Below are 19,100 nucleotides of genomic sequence, written 5' to 3' on the forward strand. Positions count from 1 at the left end.
TCAGTACCGGCTGGACCACCGTCGTCGGGGGCGCCGGCTCCTCACCCCGCCGACCGGTCGGGCGTCGCCGACACGTACCGTTCACCGACCCCGGCGACGACACCAACCACCAACCCGGTCGCGTGGCCGACGACGCTCGTGCCGGCCGGCGGGTCGGCGAGGCCCAGGAGGGTCACCCCCAGTCCGACCGTCGCGACGGCGGCGATACCCCACTCGACGCGCGGGAGCGACCGCCATCGGTGGAGCGAGCGGAGTCGGGCCGTGGCCTCGCGGCCGACGAGCGCGTGGGCGACGCCACTCCCGCCGATACCCAGTCCGGGCGCCACGCCGCCGACGACGAACAGGGCCGGGACGAGCGTCGTCGTGAGAAAGCCCGCGACGACGACGAAGCCGACGTAGTCCTGCCAGGGGCGGCGCCGTTCGAGGAAGTAGCCGAAGGGAACGACCCACACGAGCGTCGCGACGAGGTGGTCGCCGCTCGCGTGGAGCAGGGGGGCGAACACCTGCGTGAGCGCGTTCGCCGGGAACGTATCGAGCGTGACGAGTTGTCGGGGCGAGATACCGAGGACGTACGCGACGTTCTGTTCGGCGCGGTACGCGAGTACGAAGCCGAACGTCAGCGCCAGGGTCACGCGCCCATGCGAGGGGGACACTGGGCGGAATCGGTCGGACATGGGTGAGTTCGTGGACGGACGACGGTCGTCGTCCGAGGGTCCACGACGCGTCCGTCTCTCCCCACCAGGGGAGGATAAACGTTCGGCGGAACGGCGAACGTGAGCGTTCCTCAGGGCGCCAGTCCCATCCCTCTCCGTGAAATCGCGTGACGAAGAGGGATATCCCCGTCCGGGCGTCGAATGGGAGTGGTTAATTATTTATATCACGGGTCAGCAAGGGTATGCGTATGTCATCCCGAGACACGGAAGACGGGTCCAGCGGGGTAAGTCTGGACACCGATGACGAAGAGACGAGCCGACGTGACTTCGTGAAGATCACGACGGGTGCGGCGAGTGTCGGTGCCATGGGCGCGCTCGCCGGTTGTGGCGGTGGCGGCGGTGGAGACGGCGGCGACGGCGGCGACGGCGGCGATGGCGGCGACGGTGGAGATGGCGGCGACGGCGGCGACGGTGGAGACGGCGGCGACGGCGGCGACGACAGCGGTGGGAGCGAAACCGTCACCGTCGACTTCCTCTCGGCGAACGCCGTGGAGAACGGCGACATCCAGCGCCACTTCCAGGACTCGATGGAGGACTTCGCGTCCAAGAACGACGGCTACGAGGTCAACCTCCAGACGGCGTCGTACGGCGACGTTCAGCAGTCCCTCACCTCCCGCGTGCAGAGCGGGAACCCGCCGGCGCTGGCGGAGTCCGGCGGCCTCGGCCTCCAGTTCTTCCGGAACGACCAGCTCGTCGACCACGCCTCGTTCATGGAGGGGACCGACACCCTCCCGGACGACCTGACGACGGCAGGCCAGCAGGTCGCCGAGTTCCGCGGCAACTACTGGTCGCTGGGTGCCATCCGCAACACCAACAGCAACCTCGGCATCCGGCCGAAGACGTTCTCGCAGGCGGGCGTCGAGGATCCGATGGAGGAGCTGAAGACCTGGAGCCAGTTCTACGATGTCCTCCAGACCATCGACGAGGAACAGGACATCATCGCCTACGAGGAGACGGGCGTCCCGGGCGACCTCGAGTCCTACTGGGGCTACGCGCGAACGGCCTACACCGACGGGACGGACCCGTGGATCCGCGGCGAGGGGACCGACCCGACCGTCGTGATCAACAACGAGGAGATGGAGGAGGACCGACAGAAGACCGACGGCATGATCAAGGCGTGTATCACTCTCGCCAACGAGTTCAGTAGCGCCGAGGCCGCCACGCGCGGCGACGAGGACATCCCGGCGCTGATGCTCAGCGGGCAGGTCGCCTCCTTCACGTACGCGCTGGCGACGGCGAACCGGTGGTACTCCGTCGACGAGAACGCCAGCATCGGCTGGAACGACGGCGAGGGCGACTTCATGCTGCTGCCCGACCCGCAGCTCGACGAGGACTTCGGCGACGCCATCGGCATCGACGACCTCAGCGGCCACTCGGGTCAACACGGCGGTCACGTCTGGGGACTGGAGCAGTGCCACACCATCTTCGACGGCGTGAGCGACCAGCAGAAGGAAGGGGCCTTCGCGCTCGGTCGCTACCTGCTCGAGGACAACGACTTCGTCCTCCCCGCGTGGGGCGAGTACTACGAGGCCATCCCGGGACTCGACCCCAAGCTCGAGGCGCTCCGTGACGAGTACGACCTCCCGCAGAACTTCGAGCAGTCGCTCACCAACCAGGTCGAGTACGGCGACCAGTACAGCAACACGGGCGGCCCGTGGGACGTCTGGCCGACCGACCCGATCCGCTGGACCGACATCAACGAGACGATCAGCCAGGCCATCGCCGGCCAGCACGGCGTCCAGGAGACGCCCTCGATCGTCCGCGAGCGGGTGCTGACCCGACTCGAAGAAGAGAACAACTGAACGGCGATCCCCGTCACGTCGGGTGATCGACACCCGCCGTCGGGATCCCCTGCGGCGCGGACGGAAACTTTTATCACGATCATATTGGTCAGTGAGACCATGGCACAGAGACAAGGACGCACCCGAGAGGAGATCCGTGAGCAGTACGGGCTCGACGAGCGGACACTCACGGATCGACTCCGGGAGAACTGGACGGGGTACGTCTTCATCATACCCACGTTCCTCGCGTTCACGGCACTGTTCTACTATCCCATGGTCCGTGGGGTCACGATGACCTTCACCGACACCAGGCTCGGCGAACCCGGCCAGTTCATCGGCCTGGCGAACTACCAGTGGCTCGTGACGAACGACCTGTTCGTCTACGCGTTCGGCTGGTCCATCGCGTTCGTCGCCGGGACGACGTTCCTCCAGCTCGGACTGGGACTGCTCGCCGCACTGTTGTTGAACGAGTTGGGCGAAGCGGCCAAAGACTGGGTCGGGGCCCTGATCATGTCGCCGTACTTCGCCGCGCCGCTGGCCGGCGGTGTGGTCTGGATGTGGTTCCTCGACAACAACTTCGGCTTCATGGCCAAGGCGCTCGCCGTCTTCGGCGTCGACGCCCCGGCCTTCCTCGCGACGGGGGTCTGGCCGTTCATCTCGCTGATCGTCGCCCAGACGTGGCACGACTACGCCTACTCGGCGATCATCTACGCGGCCGCCATCGCGAGCATCCCGAGCGAACAGTACGAGGCGGCGGCCCAGTCCGGCGCCAACCGCCTCCAGCGGTTCCGTGACGTGACGGTGCCCCGGCTCCTGATCCCGACCATCGTCATCCTCTCGCTGCGGACCGCCTGGAACATCGCGGAGTTCTCCCAGCCGTTCGCCCTGACCGGCGGCGGCCCGGGGACCCGGACGATGCTCCTCAGCATCCTCACGTATCGCGTCGCGTTCGTCAACAACAACTTCGCCCGCGCGTACACCGTCGGTATGGCGATGGTCCTGCTGTCGATGACCGCCGCCGTCATCTACGTGAAGGCGATCAGCGAAGAGGAGAACCTGTACGTCTAACCATGCTCAACGACACCAAACGAAACCGCGCGCTCCTGTACGCCGGCATCGCCGCCTTCGCGCTGTTCGCCATCGTTCCGTACTACTGGGTGATCCGGACGTCGTTCCTGACGAACATCGCCGCGATCAGTCCCGATACGGGGTTCATCCCGGCGCTCAGTAAGCTCACACTCGAATCGTACACACAGATCTGGGACCGGTTCGCCTTCGTGACGTTCTTCCGGAACAGCATCATCGTCTCCGTGGCCGCGACGGTCATCTCGCTGTTCTTCGCGATTCCGGGGGCCTACGCCTTCGCCCGACTCGACTTCCCGGGCCGGAAGGCGCTGTTCTACACCGCCGTGTTCACGATCATGTTCCCGTGGATCGTGCTGACGATTCCGGTCTACGAGGTGTTCTACTTCCTCGACCTGGTGAACACCCTCGTGGGTGTGATCATCGCCCTCTCGATTTTCGTCCTGCCACAGAACATCTGGCTGCTCCAGGGGTTCTTCAGGCAGGGCATCCCCGAGAGCATCGAGGAGGCGGCGCTCATCGACGGCCACAACGAACTCACGGCCTTCCTCAGGATCGTGTTGCCGCTGAGCCTGCCGGCCGTCGCGGCGGCGGCGCTCTTTGCCTTCCTGACCGCGTGGAACAACTTCCTCTGGGTGTTCGTGCTCACGACCGACGAGGAGGTCAGGACGGCGACGGTCGCCATCTACTACATCCTCGGGAGCGACGTGCTCCGGGAGTGGAACGTGCTGATGGCGTCGCTCGTCCTGCTCGTCGCCCCGCCGGTGATCTTCTACGGCCTGTCGCGACGGTACGTCGGTGAGGGCCTGGGAGGGACGCCCGGATAGCTGATCTCGGGCCGCTACGGCCCGTTCACCGGAAACGCCACGACGAACCGAGAGCCAAATAATAAATGGTGCGACATCGAATCCGACTACAACAACCATGGCACGCCTCGAACTAGACGACGTAACGAAAGTATTCGACACGAGCGCCGAGACCATCGTCGCGGTCGAAGAGCTCAATCTGGACATCAAGGACGGCGAGTTCATCGTCGTCGTCGGCCCCTCCGGCTGTGGGAAGTCGACGACGCTCCGCATGATCGCCGGCCTGGAGACGGTCACCGACGGGGAGATCCGGCTGGCGAACGAACGGATCAACGAGAAATCGCCGAAGGATCGGGACATCGCGATGGTGTTCCAGTCGTACGCGCTGTACCCGCACAAGACGGTGCGGCAGAACATGGCCTACGGCCTCCACCTGAGTACGGACCTCGACGACGAGGAGATCGATCGCCGCGTGCAGGAGGCCGCCGAGATGATGGGCATCGAGGACCTGCTCGACAAGAAGCCGTCCTCGCTGTCCGGCGGCCAGCAGCAACGCGTCGCGACCGGTCGGGCCATCGTCCGCGAGCCCTCCGTGTTCCTCTTCGACGAACCGCTCTCGAACCTCGACGCGAAGCTCCGCAAACACATGCGGACCGAACTCTCCCGGATCCACTCCGAGGTCGGGATCACGACCGTCTACGTCACCCACGACCAGGAGGAGGCGATGACGATGGCCGACCGCATCGTCATCCTCGATCAGGGGACGCTCCAGCAGGTCGGCGCACCGAAGGAGGTCTACCACGAGCCGGTGAACCGCTTCGTCGCGAACTTCATCGGCTCGCCGTCGATGAACTTCGTCGACGTCGACCTGGAACTCGAATCGGACGGCTCCGGCCGGCTCGTCGGCGACGACTTCGACTACGAGGTGAGCAGTCGACTGCTCCAGCCCCTCGACTCCAGCACCACCGAGGTCGAGTTCGGCATCCGCCCCGAGAACGTCCGGATCGACCCCGACGCGCCGACGGCAAAGAGCATCGAGACGACCGTCGACGTCGTCGAAGTCGTCGGCTCGGACAACTTCATCTATCTGGACCTCGCCGGCGAGGAGTTCCGCGTCCGGACGCCCTCGGAGGTCGAACCGACCGAGGGGGAGACGGTCCGGCTCACCTTCGACGAGGACGACATCCACCTGTTCGACAGCGCGTCCGGCGAGGCGCTCGTCCACGGCTTCCCCGACACGGACGTCAGCGCGACCGCGGAGCAGTCCGACACGACCGCCGACTGACGACCCCCCGACGTCTTTTTTACGGAAGTGCGAGGAGAAAGCCCCGCCCTTCAGGGCGGGGATGAATCCGACAAACGACGACACAATCCACCGACGATAGCACAGCCTGCTATTCCAATAGATACTTTAGACAGCATACCTAATTACAAGTGTAATGGTCACGGTGACCGTCACCGCGAAGTTCCACAATCCATCCCTCTCACGGCGCAAAGAGTGGCAACACGCCACTCGACTCTACCGTGACACCAAGCAATTTTGTATCGACGGATGGGAGAACGGCGACTTTGGCAAATCCGTGACCACGGCTAGCATCGACAACGACCTCTACTCGGCAATCCAGAACCAAGCCATCCGGGAGGCAAAATCCGACCATAATAAGGACGGAGCGGTTCGCTACCGAGAGAGTCAGCCGTTCGCCGTCAACAACCAGAACTGGGAACTCGATACGACCGAGAACGGCACGGTCGTCGTCGGCTTCCCATGCGTCTCTCAATGGTGTTACACCCCGATAGAGGTGTACGACGACATTGCCAATCCAGTAGACCGACTAGTCGAAGGTGACGCCGACAAGACTCGTCTACAGGTCTACCGTCGCGGAGACGACTGGTATTGTACGTTCAATATCGAGTACGACGCCGATACGTCGGGCGAGACGCCCATCGGTGTCGATATTGGTGAACGACACATCCTCGCTGTGACCGCCTACGATGAGGACGAGTCGATGCTGGTGTCTGGTGGTGAGGCGAAGTACGTTCGACGCAAATATCGTTCCCTACGCGAGTCGCTATCGAAAGCGGGTGCGCTTCGCGCACGCAACCGCGTGGGTGACAAAGAACAGCGTCGGATCAAAGACATGAACCACAAACTCTCCCGTCGCCTCATCACGTTCGCGGAACAGTTCGAGAACCCCGTCATTCGGATGGAAGATCTCGAAGGCATCCGCGAGAACAGTTCGTGGTCGGGCGTCCACTCGTGGCACTTCCACCAACTCCAACAGTTCATTACGTACAAAGCCGAACGCGCTGGTGTTCGCGTTGAAAAGGTCGATGCGTACCATACCAGCCAGCGGTGTTCGGCGTGTGGTTCGATGGGAACCCGTGATGGCGACCACTTTTCGTGTACGGAGTGTGGCCGTGGACGACACGCCGACCTGAACGCTTCGGAGAATATCGCACAACGGGAGGGTGAACCATGCACGGCGTAACAGTTCGGCTGACGCGAACCGTGCTACCTCGCTGGTTGAATAGCCAGTCGTCGTCATCGGGCTACGCCCGATTGCCCGTGGAACTACGTTCCACGCCGTTGACGCCCGCAGATTGCGGGGAGGAAGGCCCAATTGACAGGGCTACACGCGCTGGAAAGCACGTCCGTGGTCACAACTGGACGGCGACCTTCGACGGCCCACGCGAAAGCGTACTTGAGGCCCGAGGAAACGCGCAACCTGAATATCCCCTTCGGGGAATCCCCGCCCTTTAGGGCGGGGAGGATGTCAAGACGCAGGCATCGGCGTGGAGTTGATCGACGAAGACGACACGTCACGGACGTGCAGCCGCTGTGACTGCGAAGGCGTCCGAGCAACGCAGGGACGCTTCGAGTGTCCCGAGTGGGGGCTGGACGACAAGAACGGTTCGCTAAACATCGGCAACCGAGCCGGGGGCAAGTTCTCGAAACCGCTGTCCGAAGCGGGGGCTGTACTGGCAGAGCCCGAAACGCAGGTCATCGTCCCACGTGACGACGAACCTGCGAACCCCTCCGTGTCCGTGGGTGCAACCTCCGGTGGGGGAACCCCACGGCTTTAGCCGTGGGAGGATGTCATGAGGCCGTCGACCGCTCGTCCGTCGCCCGCAGTCGTTCGACGACCCGCCGCATGTCGGCGGTTTCGTTCACCGAGTCGTTCTCCACCCGTTCGGTCATCGCCGCCGCGACGGCCATCCGCGCGTCGACCAGCCGCCGTTCCACCCGGGTCGCCCGCTCGGCCTGGGCCGGCGTGAGCGAGTCGTCGCGCGCCGCGGCCAGGAGCGCCTCCGCGTCGCGGGAGACCCGCAACGCCTGCCGCCCGTGTTCGGTGACGCGCTCGCTATCGTTTTGCACCCACGTCACCTCCTGGGCTTCCTCGTCGACGATGGCGACCAGAAACGCCGCCTTCGACAGGCGCGTCTCGGCCCGGCTAGTTCCGGGGTCGAGGTCTCCCCGGGCGTCGATGCCGGTGATGACCGTCCGCTCGGCGGGGTTGTACGCGTCCGACGGGTACGCGGCGGCGCCGACGGTGCCGAGTCCCACGAGCAGGAGGACGATCACGAAGACGCCGAGGAACACCCGCGGGGCGCCCCGGATCGGCTCCATGCCCGAGAAGGGGTTGTTCCGCGTCCGGTCGAAGGAGAGGGAGTACGCCTCGGCGACGGTGTCCGCGAGGTCGTGGGTGTGTTCGGAGGTGCCGGTGACGACGACCCGGCCGGCCTCGGTGATCCGGACGAAGGAGTTGTGAAAGCCGGTGTACATCACCATCAATCCCGGCCCCTCCTGGAAGGACTCCCGCTCCACGTCGTCGGCGTTGGCGTCGGATCGGACCGCGTCGACGATGGATTCGAGGCAGTCGACCGGGTCGTCGACGGTGGACCGCGAGACGAAGATCGACCCCGTCTCGGCGCTGATCCCTTCGTCGACGTCGGCGAACCGCCGCCGGAGCGACGTGACCGCGCTCTTCGAGTAGGCGATGCCGAAGGGGAGCGTGGCCGCGACGAGGCCGATGGCGGCCGTCGGCAGGAACCGCCCGGGGCCGCCGTAATGAAGCGTCGCCCAGATAGCCGCCAGGATCACGAGACCACCGCCGCCCCACGTGACCGTCCGGAGTTTGTTCATCCCAGGAAGGTCCGCTTGAGTCGCCCGACGATGCTCGTCTGGCGGGCCGCGCTCTCGGCCTCGCAGACCGGCTGGAGCTTCCGTTCGAGGTCCTCCCGACTCTCGAAGCGTTCGACGTCGGCCTCGTTCAGGAACTCCGCGAGCATCATGGAGTTACCGTCCTCGTCGAGGGTGATGTTCTCCAGTGGCATGTTCCGCTCGAGCCGTCGCGAGGACACGGGATAGGACCACCCGGACTCGACGATGAGTTCGTGTACTGCGTCGGGTCCGACCGTCATATGCCAACGGTCGGTGACCACGATAGATAAATACATCGTCGGCGGTCGACGGTCGACCGCGACGTCACTCGTAGACGTGCAGGGAGCCCGTGCTGTTGTCCTCGATGTAGTCCCAGTCGTACTCGACGCCCAGACCGGGGCCGTCGGGGACGGGAACGGTCCCGTCGTCGTCGACGGCGTCGATCATGTCGGAGTAGCCGCCCTCGTAGACGGGGGGTTGGGTGTTCTGACACTCGGGGTGGACGAGCGCCATCTCGTAGTAGTTGGTGTTGCGGGTGGCGGCGATGCAGTGTCGCTGGGCCGGGCCGGGCGCGTGGAACTCCACGTCCAGGCCGAACGCCTCGGCCATCCGGGCCACCTTCATCGCGCCGGTGATGCCCGCGTCGTACTCCGGATCGGCCCGCAGGAAGTCGGTCGCGTCGCCGGCCGCGAAGTCGGATTTCATCTCCAGGCCACGGACGTGTTCGGTCTGGAGGATGGGCGTATCGAGTTTCTCGCCGAGTTTGCGGTGAGCGTGCTGGGAGATGCCGCCGTCGCGGAACGGGTCCTCGTACCAGAAGAAGCCCTCCTCGTCGAGCGCGCGGCCGAGTTTTAGGGCGTCGGCGAACGTCTCCAGTTCACAGGCCGGGTCGTGCATGAGGTCCATCTCGTCGCCGACGCGGTCGCCGACGGCGTGGACCGCCTCGATCTCGCGCCGGAGGTCGCGGGTGTCGTCGCCGCCGCCCCAGCCGTGGATCTTGAACCCGTCGAAGCCGGCGTCGCGACACTCTTCGGCGAAGTCGGCGAAAGCCGCCGGGGAGTCGAGCCCCCCCACCTCGTCGCCGTGATACGTCGAGGCGTAGGCCGGAATCCGCTCCCGGTAGGTGCCGAGGAGTTCGTGGATCGGCGCGTCGTAGTGTTTGCCCGCCAGATCCCAGAGGGCGATGTCGACGGGACCCATTCCCATCCGGTCGTACTTCCGGAGCGCGCGCTTGATCTCCGACCAGTGTTTCTCGCGCTGGAGCGGGTCCTTCCCGATCAGGTAGTCCGCGAACGTGTTGATCTGGGCCGCTCCCGGCGAGTTCCCCCCCACGTACTCCCCCGTGACGCCCGCGTCCGTGTGGATCCGCAGGCCGAACAGCTTCCGGTGGGTCGTCTCGCCGGGGTCGTAGACGAGGTTGAACCCGTGTTCGTCGGTCCCGACGTCCTCCAGCGGATAGGAGAACTCCGTGCTCTCGATTTTCGTGATCGTCAGCGCCATACCCCCGAAGTCCGGCGACCGCGTAATAAGTATACCTTCCGAGGGCGACGACAACCGAGGGACTGCAGGCGACCGGAGCCGGCACGGATCCCGGGACGTCTCGGTCACCGGAACCGGCGACCGCACAGCGGTGGGGTTTTTCAACTCCATGCGCGTACCCACGGTCGATGTTCGAGCCACTGGAGACGGTACTCCTCACCGTCGGTCCGAACGACAAGAATCGCCTCGACGAGTTATCGGAGACGGTCGTACAGGTCGCGAAGCCGGCCGACGCCACGGTCGTGATCACACACGTCTTCACGCCGGACCAGTTCCAGGAAATCGCCGAGGACCTCGGGATGTCCGACCTCGCCGAGACGGAGGTCGACGAGGTGCTGGAGCGCCACGAGTCGGTCCGACACTTCGAGCAGGTCTTCGACGAACACGGCGTCGACTACGAGGTGAAAGGCGTCGTCGGCGACATCAGCGACGGGATCATCGGCATCGCCGAACGGACCGAGAGCGACCGCGTCGTCGTCTCGGGGCGGACGCGCTCGGCGGTCGGCAAGGCGGTCTTCGGCAGTACGGCCCAGGACGTGTTGCTGAACGCCCCGTGTCCCGTCACGTACGTGAAGGCGAAGGCGAAGGACTGAAACGGGACGTCGATCCCCGCGGTGGGGGAGCGACCGAACTCGTACGGATTATTGTAACCGTGTCCCGGTCGTTCGTCAGGACAGTCCGGCGAACGACCGGTAATGACTTACAACGAATATCAGTCGTAGACGTGCAGGGAGCCCGTGCTGTTGTCCTCGATGTAGTCCCAGTCGTACTCGACGCCCAGACCGGGGCCGTCGGGCACCGAGACGGTGCCGTCCTCGTCGACGGTTTCGAGGTAGTCCGAGTAGCCGCCCTCGTAGACGGGCGGGATCGGGTTCGGCACCTCGGGGTGGACCAGGGCGAGTTCGTAGTAGTTGGTGTTACGGGTCGCGGCCATGCAGTGTCGCTGGGCCGGGCCGGGCGCGTGGAACTCCACGTCCAGACCGAACGCCTCGGTCATGCGTGCGATCTTCATGGCGCCGGTGATGCCCGCGTCGTACTCCGGATCGGCGCGGACGAAGTCGGTCGCGTCGGCCTGGACGAAATCGGAGTGGGGTTCGAGCCCGCGGACGTGTTCGGTCTGGAGGATGGGCGTATCGAGTTTCTCCCGGAGCTTCCGGTGAGCGTGCTGGGAGATGCCGCCGTCGCGGTACGGATCCTCGTACCAGAAGAAGCCCGCCTCGTCACAGGCACGACCCACCTTCAGCGCGTCGGCGAAGGTCTCGTACTGACAGGCCGGATCGAGCATCAGGTCCATCTCGTCGCCGACGCGCTCGCCGAGCGTCCGGACCGTCTCGATCTCCCGGTCGATGTCGCGCCACTCGTCGGACCCCCAGACGTGCATCTTGAAGGCGGGGTAGCCGAGGTCCAGACACTCCTCGGCGAAGTCGGCGTACGCCTCCGGGGAGTCGAGGCCGCCGTTCTCGTCGGCCTCGTAGGTGGAGGCGTAGGCGGGCAGGCGCGTCCGGTAGGTGCCGAGGAGTTCGTGGATCGGCGCGTCGTAGTACTTGCCCGCGAAGTCCCAGAGGGCGATGTCGACGGGACCCATTCCCATCCGGTCGTACTTCCGCAGCGCCCGCTTGATCTCCGACCAGTGTTTCTCGCGCTTCAGTGGATCCTTCCCGATCAGGTAGTCCGCGAACGTGTTGATCTGGGCCGCCGCCGGCGAGTTCCCCCCCACGTACGCCCCCGTGATCCCCGTATCCGTGTGGATCCGGAGCGCGAACTGCTTCCGGTGGGTCGTCTCGCCGGGGTCGTAGACGAGGCTGAATCCATCCGGGTTCTGTCCGACGTCCTCCAGCGGATAGGAGAACTCCGTGCTCTCGATTTTCGTGATCGTCGGCGACATACCTCGTCATCCCGGGTCAGTGCCATAAATTTGCGGGACGACTCGGGGGCGGCATCCCGATACGGGGACGGATCTCAGAAATGCGAGAACTTGTCGCGGCGGTAGAGGTCGAGTTCGCTCACGGTGTTCGGCGGGCGCTGGGCCGCCGCGAAGGCGATGGCGTCGGCCACGTCCGCGGGTTCGGTCACCTCGCCCGGGTCGTAGCGCTCCGCGAGCGGATCGTCGGTCTCCGACCCGAACTCGGTTCGCACCTCGGTGGGGTTGACGACGGTGACGGCCACGCCGTCGTCGCCGACGGCGCCCTCGAGGCTCAGGGCGAACCCGCGGACCCACCACTTCGTCGCGGCGTACACCGGGTTGTAGGGGCGGGGGTGTTGGCCCGAAAAGCTCCCGAGGAAGATCAGGTTGCCGTCGGACGCGCGGAGGTGTGGAAGCGCCGCCTGGGCGGTGTAGAAGGTCCCGTTGACGTTCACCTCGGTCATCAGTCCGTACTCCTCGTCCGAGAGCGACTCGACGTCCTTGTCGACCCCGAGGCCCGCGTTGACGACGACGACGTCGATGCCGCCGAACGTGTCGGCGGTTTCGGTCACCGCCGACCGGACCTGCTCGGGGTCGCGAACGTCCGTCGGGACGACGAGCGCCTCCCGGTCGTGGTCCGCGCGGATGGCGTCGGCGATCGATTCGAGGCGCTCCTCGCGGCGCGCCGCGAGGGCGACGTGCGCCCCCGCCTCGGCGAGTCGGTGGGCCGCGGCGCGGCCGATGCCGGAACTGGCGCCGGTGACGAAGGCGATGCTGTCGTCGAGTTCGTCGGGATCCATACCCCACGCTCACGAGCGAGCGACAAAAGTGTGCACCTCGGGCGGCGACGGGTGACTCCCGGCCCCCGGTCAGAAGGCGCTCGGGGTGAACCCGCCGTCGACGGTGATGGTCTCGCCGGTGACGTACGACGCGGCGGGGCTGAGGAGGTAGACGACGGCGCCGGCGATGTCCGCGGGGCGGCCGATCCGACCGATCGACGCCCGCTCGACGATGCGTTCGTACCGGTGGCTCCCCTCGGCGTAGGCGTCGGCGGTCTGTGGGGTGGCGACGAACCCCGGCCGGACAGCGTTGACCCGCACGTCGGGGCCGAGGTCCTTCGCGGCCGCGTGCGTGTAGCCGTCGATGCCACCCTTGGCCGCCGAGTAGGCGGCCAAGTCCTCGATGCCGAGCGCCGAGGACAGCGACGCGACGTTGACGACGCTCTCCAGGTCGGCCCGGTCGAGGAACGTCTGGACGGTCCGGTGGACGCCGGTGAGCTGGACGTCGAGGACGCGCGCCCACTCGTCGTCGGTCACGTCGGCGACGGACGCGCGGGCGATGGCGCCGGGGGAGTTGACGACGGCGTCGACGGTACCGAACCGCTCGACGGCCGCGTCCGCGAGCGCGTCGAGCGAGTCGCGGTCGGTCACGTCACAGGTGTGTTCGAGCGCCGCCGCGCCGCGTTCCCGAGCCGCCGCCGCGGTGGCGGCGACCCGCTCCTCGGTTCGACTCGTCGGAACGACGTTCGCTCCCTCGATGGCGAGGGCGAGGGTGATCGCTCGGCCGATACCGCTCGTTCCGCCGACGACGACGACCGTCTTTCCGTCGACCGATATGGGTTCGTAGTCGACGGCCGCGCTGTGGTGTTCGTCCGGCACGACCGTCCGATGCGCGGCGACCGTCATATACGTTCGTGTCGACGGCCGACGGCGGCGGGATTGGTCGCATCGGTACGCTTAAGCACGTTCCTTCGGGAGCCGTATGCACATGTCAGACGTAAGTATCTCCGGAGTAGAGACGTATCTGGTCGCGAACCCCTGGAAACCGTGGGTGTTCGTCGAGGTGGAGACGGACGCCGGCGTCACCGGCATCGCCGAGGCGACGACCCACGACAAGCCACGGACGGTCGCCAAGGCCATCGACGAGATGTCGAACTACTTCGTCGGGAAGGACCCCTTCGACACCGAGCAGATCTGGCTGGAGATGTACCGCGACGAGTGGTTCTCGAAGGGCGTCGTGAACACGACGGTCTGTTCCGCGGTCGACATGGCCTGCTGGGACATCAAAGGGAAACTCCTCGATAAGCCGGTCTACGAACTGCTCGGCGGGAAGGTCCACGGCGACGAACTCCGGGCCTACGCCAACGGCTGGTACACGGACACGGACGGCGAGCCCGAAGGCTTCGCGGAGGCCGCCGAGCGCGTCGTCGACGACGGCTACGACGCGATGAAGTTCGACCCGTTCGGCACGGCGTGGCAGCGCATGTCGAAGAAGGACCTCAACCACTCGGTCGACATCGTCCGCGCGGTGCGCGAGGCGGTCGGCCCCGACGTGGACCTGCTCATCGAGTGTCACGGCCGGTTCACCGCCGGGCAGGCCGTCGACATCGCCCGCGAACTCGACGAGTTCGACCCGACGTGGTTCGAGGAGCCGTGCCCGCCGGACTCGATCAACAGCCTCGCCGAGGTGGCCGACAAGTCGCCGATCCCGGTCGCGACCGGCGAGCGCCACATGACCAAACACGACTTCTTCGACCTCGTCACCCGGACGGACGTCGACGTCTTCCAGCCGGACCTGATGAACACCGGCGGGATCACCGAGGGCAAGAAGATCGCGGGCCTCGCGGAGGCCGACCACGTCAGCATCGCGCCACACAACCCCCAGGGGCCGGTCGCAGGGGCCATCTACTCTCACTTCTGTACCTCGACGCCGAACTTCATGATCCAGGAGATGTTCCAGACCTACGACGTGGACTGGGTCGACAACCTGCTCGTCGACCCGCTGGAGGTCGAGGACGGCTACGTCCAGGTGCCCGAGGGCCCGGGCTTCGGGATCGAGCTCGACCACGACGTCATCGCGGAACACGCCTACACCGAGGACAAGGTCCACACGATCAACCTCTTCGAGAAGGACTGGGAGAAGCGGGCGGTCGAGAAGCGATAGTCGGTCGGCGCCCTCGTTATTTCGGCACGCCGTAGACGTCCCGCGACCAGTCCCGCGTGAGGGTGTCGTAGACCGGCTCCCCTCGGTCGAGTTCGTCGATCCGGCGGTGGTCCGCGGGGTCCAGTTCCCACCCGAAGAGGTCGATATTCTCCGCGACGTGAGCGGCCGAACTCGACTTGGGGAGGACGACGATATCCTTCTCGACGGCCCACCGGAGCACGATCTGTGCGGGCGTCCGGTCGTACGCCTCGGCGAGTTCGAGGATGGTCTCGTCGTCGAGACAGGCCGTCCGAGCGAGCGGGGCGGCGGCCTCGACGACGACGCCCTCGGACTGGCAGTACTCGACGAGGTCGTGTCGCTGGAACTGCGGGTTGAACTCGATCTGGTTGACGGCGATGGGGACGTCGCTAACGTGCAGCGCGTTACTGAGTTGGTAGCCGGTGAAGTTCGACACGCCGACGTTCCGGATCTTCCCCCGGTCGTGGAGCGTCTCCATGGCGTCGAGCGTCTCGCGCAGCGAGATGGCCGGGTTCGGCCAGTGGATCAGGTACAGGTCGAGGTAGTCGGTGCCGAGCCGATCGAGGGTTCGCTCGCAGGCCCGGACGACGTTCCCGTAGTTGAGGTTCTTGGGGAGGACCTTCGAGGTGAGAAACAGGTCCTCGCGCTCGTAGTCGGCCAGCACGTCGCCGATGGCGGCCTCGTTGTGGTAGCCCTCGGCCGTGTCGACGTGCGTGTACTCGCCGTCGAGGGCGGCGCGGACGGACCCGCGGACGGCGTCGTCGTCGAGGTCCCACGTCCCGAGGCCGACGACCGGCAGTTCGTCTCCGCTCGGCAGGGTCAGTGACGGTACGGACATCGGTTCGGCCTCTCGCCGCCAGGGACATCAATCGTGGGGGCGAGCGGGCGGCTACCCCGACGCGAGGAGGTCGAGTTCGTCCATGACCTCGTGCAGCTCCGTCCGTTCGGACTCGGAGAGGCGTTGGATGGGGGGTCGCGGAACGCCCAGATCCCGCCCGGCGAGCCGTGCGCCCTGCTTGAACGCGGCGGGGAAGGTCCCGCCCATGAGCGCGTCGGCGAGCGGCGTGACCGTCTCGACCTGCGTCGTCCGGGCGCGGTCGAGGTCGCCGGCACGGTAGGCCTCGTAGACGTCGAGCAAGGGCTCCGGCGCGACGTTGGCGGTGCCGGTGACGCCGCCGTCGGCCCCGAGCACCAGACTGGGCAGGAGCAACGAGCCGAGCCCCTGGAGGTAGACGAACTGGTCGGGCGTGTTCCCGATGATGCGGGAGCCCCACGTGAGGTCGCCGCTGCTGTCCTTCAGGCCGACCACGTTGTCGAAGGCGGTGGCCAGGTCGGCCACGGTGTCGACCGCGAAGGTCTGTCCCGTCATGTCGGGGAGGTGATAGAGGAGGATCGGGAGGTCGGTCGCGTCGGCGATACGGGCGTAATGGTCGTACAGTCCCTCCTGGTCCGTTTCGAGGAAGAAGGGGGTGATCGCGACGAGGCCGTCGGCCCCGGCGGCGTCCGCCCGCCGCGTGCGTTCGACGGCTTCGAGCGTCCCGCTGGCGCCGACGCCGGCGTAGACCGGAACCGACCCGTCGGCCCGGTCGACGACGGTGGCCGTCACCCGTTCGAGTTCGTCGGTGTTCAGGTTCGACAGTTCGCCGATCGAGGCGCCGGGAAAGAGGCCGTGGACGCCGGCCTCGATCAGGAAGTCGACGTGGTCGCGGAGTCGGTCGTCGGCGATACTGCCGTCCTCGGCGAACGGCGTCACGAGTGGGGGGACGATCCCTCGGATATCGGTCATGGTGTGAATGGGCCTACCCACCCCCGCACCGGGGATAAACTTTGTCCCACGCCGTCGGAACGCGGACGGCCGCGGGCGGGCGACCGAAAAAGGTATCATCGTCTTCGGTCGTCATCGGGTATGCGAGTCACTGACGTGGAGACGTTCGTCGTCGACGCGGACTGGCGCAACTGGTTTTTCGTCCAAGTCACCACCGACACCGGGATTACGGGCGTCGGCGAGGCTCTGAGCGGGGAGGGGCTGACCGCTGCGCTGGAGGCCACCGCCGAGGCGCACAAACATTACGTGATCGGCGAGGACCCGCTGAACCGGAAGGGGATCAGCCGGAAACTCCGCCGCTATCCCTTCGCCTGGCGCGGCGGAAAACTCATCAACGCCGTAGCCGCGGCCGTCGACATCGCCCTGTGGGACATCGCCGGCAAACACTACGGCGAACCGGTCTGGAAACTCCTCGGGGGCAAGGTCCGCGACGAGATTCCCGTCTACGCGAACGGCTGGCACATCGGCGAGCGCACGCCCGAGAACTACGCCCACCACGCGAAGAAGGCCGTCGACGCCGGGTATCCGGCCCTGAAGTGCGATCCCTTCGCCCACTACGAGTACTCGCTCACCGACGACCAGCTCGACGAGGTGGCCGACCTCCTCGAGGCCGTGCGCGACGCCGTCGGCTGGGACGTCGGCATCGGCCTCGACTGCCACGGCCGGTTCACCCGTCGGGGCGCCATCGAAGTCGCCGAGGCGCTCTCCGAGTACGACATCATGTTCCTCGAGGAGCCGGTCGAACTCGAGGACCGCGAGGTGATGGCCGACGTCACCCAACACGTCGACATGCCCGTCGCCACCGGCGAACGCATCTACAACAACGAGACGATGGAGGATGTCGTCCGCAAGCAGGCCTGTGACATCGTCCAGCCCGACGTGACGAACTACGGGAGCCTCCAGGAGGTCCAACACGCGGCGTCGATGGCGAAATCCCGGTACATGACGGTCGCGCCTCACAACCCGAACGCGGGAGTCAGTACGGCCGCCTCGGTGCACCTGTGTGCGGGGATCGAGAACCTCGAAGTCCTCGAACACATGAGCCGCGACGTCGACTGGGCCGACGAAATCATCGACCACGACTTCACCGTCGAGGACGGAAGCATCGAGGTGCCCGACGAACCGGGCCTGGGCGTGACGTTCGACCCCGACGCCGCCCGGGAGTACCCCGGCGAACCCAAGGACAGCCACAGCCTCTTCGACGAGGACGGCGCGCTCAAGCGCCCGTAGACGCGTCGCGGTCCGGGGACGGTCCCGGCGCCGACTGCGGGGACTTCGGTCCCTGGTTACCAGACCCGATAATTTGATCGGGAGTCTCAAACCGCATCGTGAGCAATGTTCCCTGAGAACCCACATGCGAACCCAATGCCCGTTCTGTGGGAACCGCGTCGAAACCCTCCCCGAACACCTCGAAGAGTGTCAGGAGGCTCCCCGTGACGACCCACGGACCGACTGATTGCGGGGCGGGCAACTGGCCGTGCCCGTCGACGGACACGCACCGGAGGACGAACGGTATCCACCCGCTGGCCGGACGCGACGACGGATGATCGACCCGCCGGACTCACTCGCGTCGTTCATCGAGCGGGGACCGGTCGCCGATCGGTCGCTAGCGGTCGTGAATCGGACCCGTCCGCGACCGATCCAGGAAATGCTGGAGGAGCTGTTCGCCGAACAGCACGTCGACGTCGAGGAACTGGACGTTCCCGACGCCGAGGCGGACGTGGTGTTGCTCCTCGACGACGACCGGGAGGTGATCGCCTCGTCGCCGCTGCAGGCACTCGAAGAGGAGTTGCTCCTGGTCAACTCCGACCTCTACGTGACCGGGACGAGGGCACTCGAGGACGTGACGATGCCGGCGGTCCTCGAAGGGCTGGCGGAGACGCCGTTCAGGGTCCGTGGCTACCCGGCGGCTCACTCGGAGAAGCTGCCGCTCATCGCGATATCGCGGTACATCGAGCGACTCGCCTGGGAGCACGGCGCCGGGCGGCTGCGGTCGTCGTTCCAGCGACTGTCCAGACTCGACGACGAGCGGGGCACCCGAGAGGTGTACCGACGGCTCGGGACGGCCGACGTCGACGTCCACGTCTACGGCGTCCCGGACTGGGTGCCGCCGGAGTCGTTCCCAGGCGTCGTCCACGCGGGCTACACCGGGGAGTTTCGCTCCTCCTGGTTCGTCGTCCACCACACGGACGACGGGGACGCACGGTCGGCGGCGCTCGTGGCCGAACGGGTCGGCGACGACGCGTGGGAGGCCGTGTGGACGTTCCGCCAGGACCGCGTGCACGCCGTCAACCGGTATATCGAGCGCGCGCTGTGAGTTCGACGTC

Annotated in this window: 19 protein-coding genes; 10 read left to right on the forward strand and 9 right to left on the reverse strand. The window is 66.3% G+C overall.

From position 1 onward, the window contains the following. Positions 1-41: 41 nt before the first annotated feature. Entirely contained in the window at positions 42-653 is a 612-nt protein-coding gene (locus EI982_RS08630; protein WP_157689315.1) for a rhomboid family intramembrane serine protease, read from the reverse strand. A 248-nt stretch (positions 654-901) separates the two neighbouring features. Between EI982_RS08630 and EI982_RS08635 the strand changes: the two genes are divergently transcribed. The 6 genes from EI982_RS08635 (at position 902) to EI982_RS08660 (ending at position 7,467) form a co-directional block, all read left to right on the forward strand. Beyond that, complete coding sequence (locus EI982_RS08635; protein WP_199243772.1) at positions 902-2,515, forward strand: extracellular solute-binding protein; 1,614 nt, start codon at positions 902-904, stop codon at positions 2,513-2,515. A 99-nt stretch (positions 2,516-2,614) separates the two neighbouring features. Beyond that, positions 2,615-3,562, forward strand: a complete 948-nt coding sequence (locus EI982_RS08640) for a carbohydrate ABC transporter permease (protein WP_157689316.1) — start codon at positions 2,615-2,617, stop codon at positions 3,560-3,562. Positions 3,563-3,564: 2 nt separating this feature from the next. Beyond that, a complete protein-coding gene (locus EI982_RS08645; protein WP_157689317.1) occupies positions 3,565-4,404 on the forward strand; it encodes a carbohydrate ABC transporter permease in 840 nt (279 codons plus the stop codon). A gap of 97 nt (positions 4,405-4,501) precedes the next feature. Continuing rightward, complete coding sequence (locus EI982_RS08650; protein WP_157689318.1) at positions 4,502-5,668, forward strand: ABC transporter ATP-binding protein; 1,167 nt, start codon at positions 4,502-4,504, stop codon at positions 5,666-5,668. Between the two features lie 154 nt (positions 5,669-5,822). Next, positions 5,823-6,872 (forward strand): RNA-guided endonuclease TnpB family protein, encoded by a 1,050-nt coding sequence (locus tag EI982_RS08655; protein ID WP_157689319.1) that lies wholly within the window; start codon positions 5,823-5,825, stop codon positions 6,870-6,872. 304 nt (positions 6,873-7,176) lie between these two features. After that, positions 7,177-7,467, forward strand: a complete 291-nt coding sequence (locus EI982_RS08660) for a zinc ribbon domain-containing protein (protein WP_233255316.1) — start codon at positions 7,177-7,179, stop codon at positions 7,465-7,467. Positions 7,468-7,480: 13 nt separating this feature from the next. Here the strand turns inward: EI982_RS08660 and EI982_RS08665 are convergent, their stop codons facing one another. From EI982_RS08665 to EI982_RS08675, 3 genes are all read right to left on the reverse strand, one after another. Further along, positions 7,481-8,527, reverse strand: coding sequence for a CPBP family intramembrane glutamic endopeptidase (locus tag EI982_RS08665; protein WP_157689320.1), 1,047 nt, complete (start codon positions 8,525-8,527; stop codon positions 7,481-7,483). After that, positions 8,524-8,805, reverse strand: coding sequence for a hypothetical protein (locus EI982_RS08670; RefSeq protein WP_157689321.1), 282 nt, complete (start codon positions 8,803-8,805; stop codon positions 8,524-8,526). Before EI982_RS08670 ends, EI982_RS08665 begins: the two co-directional genes overlap by 4 nt. 64 nt (positions 8,806-8,869) lie before the next feature. After that, positions 8,870-10,045 carry a mandelate racemase family protein gene (locus EI982_RS08675; protein WP_157689322.1) on the reverse strand — a complete coding sequence of 392 codons (1,176 nt, stop codon included), beginning with the start codon at positions 10,043-10,045 and terminating at the stop codon, positions 8,870-8,872. 167 nt (positions 10,046-10,212) lie between these two features. Here EI982_RS08675 and EI982_RS08680 point away from each other — a divergent pair, with 167 nt between their 5' ends. Then, on the forward strand, positions 10,213-10,677 hold the full coding sequence (locus tag EI982_RS08680; RefSeq protein ID WP_157689323.1) for a universal stress protein: 465 nt from the start codon (positions 10,213-10,215) through the stop codon (positions 10,675-10,677). A gap of 119 nt (positions 10,678-10,796) precedes the next feature. Here the strand turns inward: EI982_RS08680 and EI982_RS08685 are convergent, their stop codons facing one another. The 3 genes from EI982_RS08685 to EI982_RS08695 all read right to left on the reverse strand — a co-directional run bounded on the left by EI982_RS08685 (position 10,797) and on the right by EI982_RS08695 (position 13,672). Continuing rightward, positions 10,797-11,969, reverse strand: a complete 1,173-nt coding sequence (locus EI982_RS08685; protein ID WP_157689324.1) for a mandelate racemase family protein — start codon at positions 11,967-11,969, stop codon at positions 10,797-10,799. A 74-nt stretch (positions 11,970-12,043) separates the two neighbouring features. Continuing rightward, positions 12,044-12,787 (reverse strand): SDR family oxidoreductase, encoded by a 744-nt coding sequence (locus EI982_RS08690; RefSeq protein WP_157689325.1) that lies wholly within the window; start codon positions 12,785-12,787, stop codon positions 12,044-12,046. A gap of 69 nt (positions 12,788-12,856) precedes the next feature. After that, entirely contained in the window at positions 12,857-13,672 is an 816-nt protein-coding gene (locus EI982_RS08695) for an SDR family NAD(P)-dependent oxidoreductase (RefSeq protein ID WP_157689326.1), read from the reverse strand. Positions 13,673-13,754: 82 nt separating this feature from the next. Here EI982_RS08695 and EI982_RS08700 point away from each other — a divergent pair, with 82 nt between their 5' ends. Then, entirely contained in the window at positions 13,755-14,930 is a 1,176-nt protein-coding gene (locus tag EI982_RS08700) for a mandelate racemase/muconate lactonizing enzyme family protein (protein ID WP_157689327.1), read from the forward strand. Positions 14,931-14,946: 16 nt separating this feature from the next. Here EI982_RS08700 and EI982_RS08705 read toward each other — a convergent pair whose 3' ends face one another. Further along, complete coding sequence (locus tag EI982_RS08705) at positions 14,947-15,786, reverse strand: aldo/keto reductase (RefSeq protein WP_157689328.1); 840 nt, start codon at positions 15,784-15,786, stop codon at positions 14,947-14,949. Positions 15,787-15,837: 51 nt separating this feature from the next. Then, a complete protein-coding gene (locus EI982_RS08710; protein ID WP_157689329.1) occupies positions 15,838-16,734 on the reverse strand; it encodes a dihydrodipicolinate synthase family protein in 897 nt (298 codons plus the stop codon). 120 nt (positions 16,735-16,854) lie between these two features. Between EI982_RS08710 and EI982_RS08715 the strand changes: the two genes are divergently transcribed. Further along, a complete protein-coding gene (locus tag EI982_RS08715) occupies positions 16,855-18,003 on the forward strand; it encodes a mandelate racemase/muconate lactonizing enzyme family protein (protein ID WP_157689330.1) in 1,149 nt (382 codons plus the stop codon). 313 nt (positions 18,004-18,316) lie between these two features. After that, positions 18,317-19,090, forward strand: coding sequence for a DICT sensory domain-containing protein (locus EI982_RS08720; RefSeq protein ID WP_157689331.1), 774 nt, complete (start codon positions 18,317-18,319; stop codon positions 19,088-19,090). Positions 19,091-19,100: the final 10 nt, after the last annotated feature.

Source organism: Haloplanus salinarum (assembly GCF_009762275.1).
Classification (GTDB): domain Archaea; phylum Halobacteriota; class Halobacteria; order Halobacteriales; family Haloferacaceae; genus Haloplanus; species Haloplanus salinarum.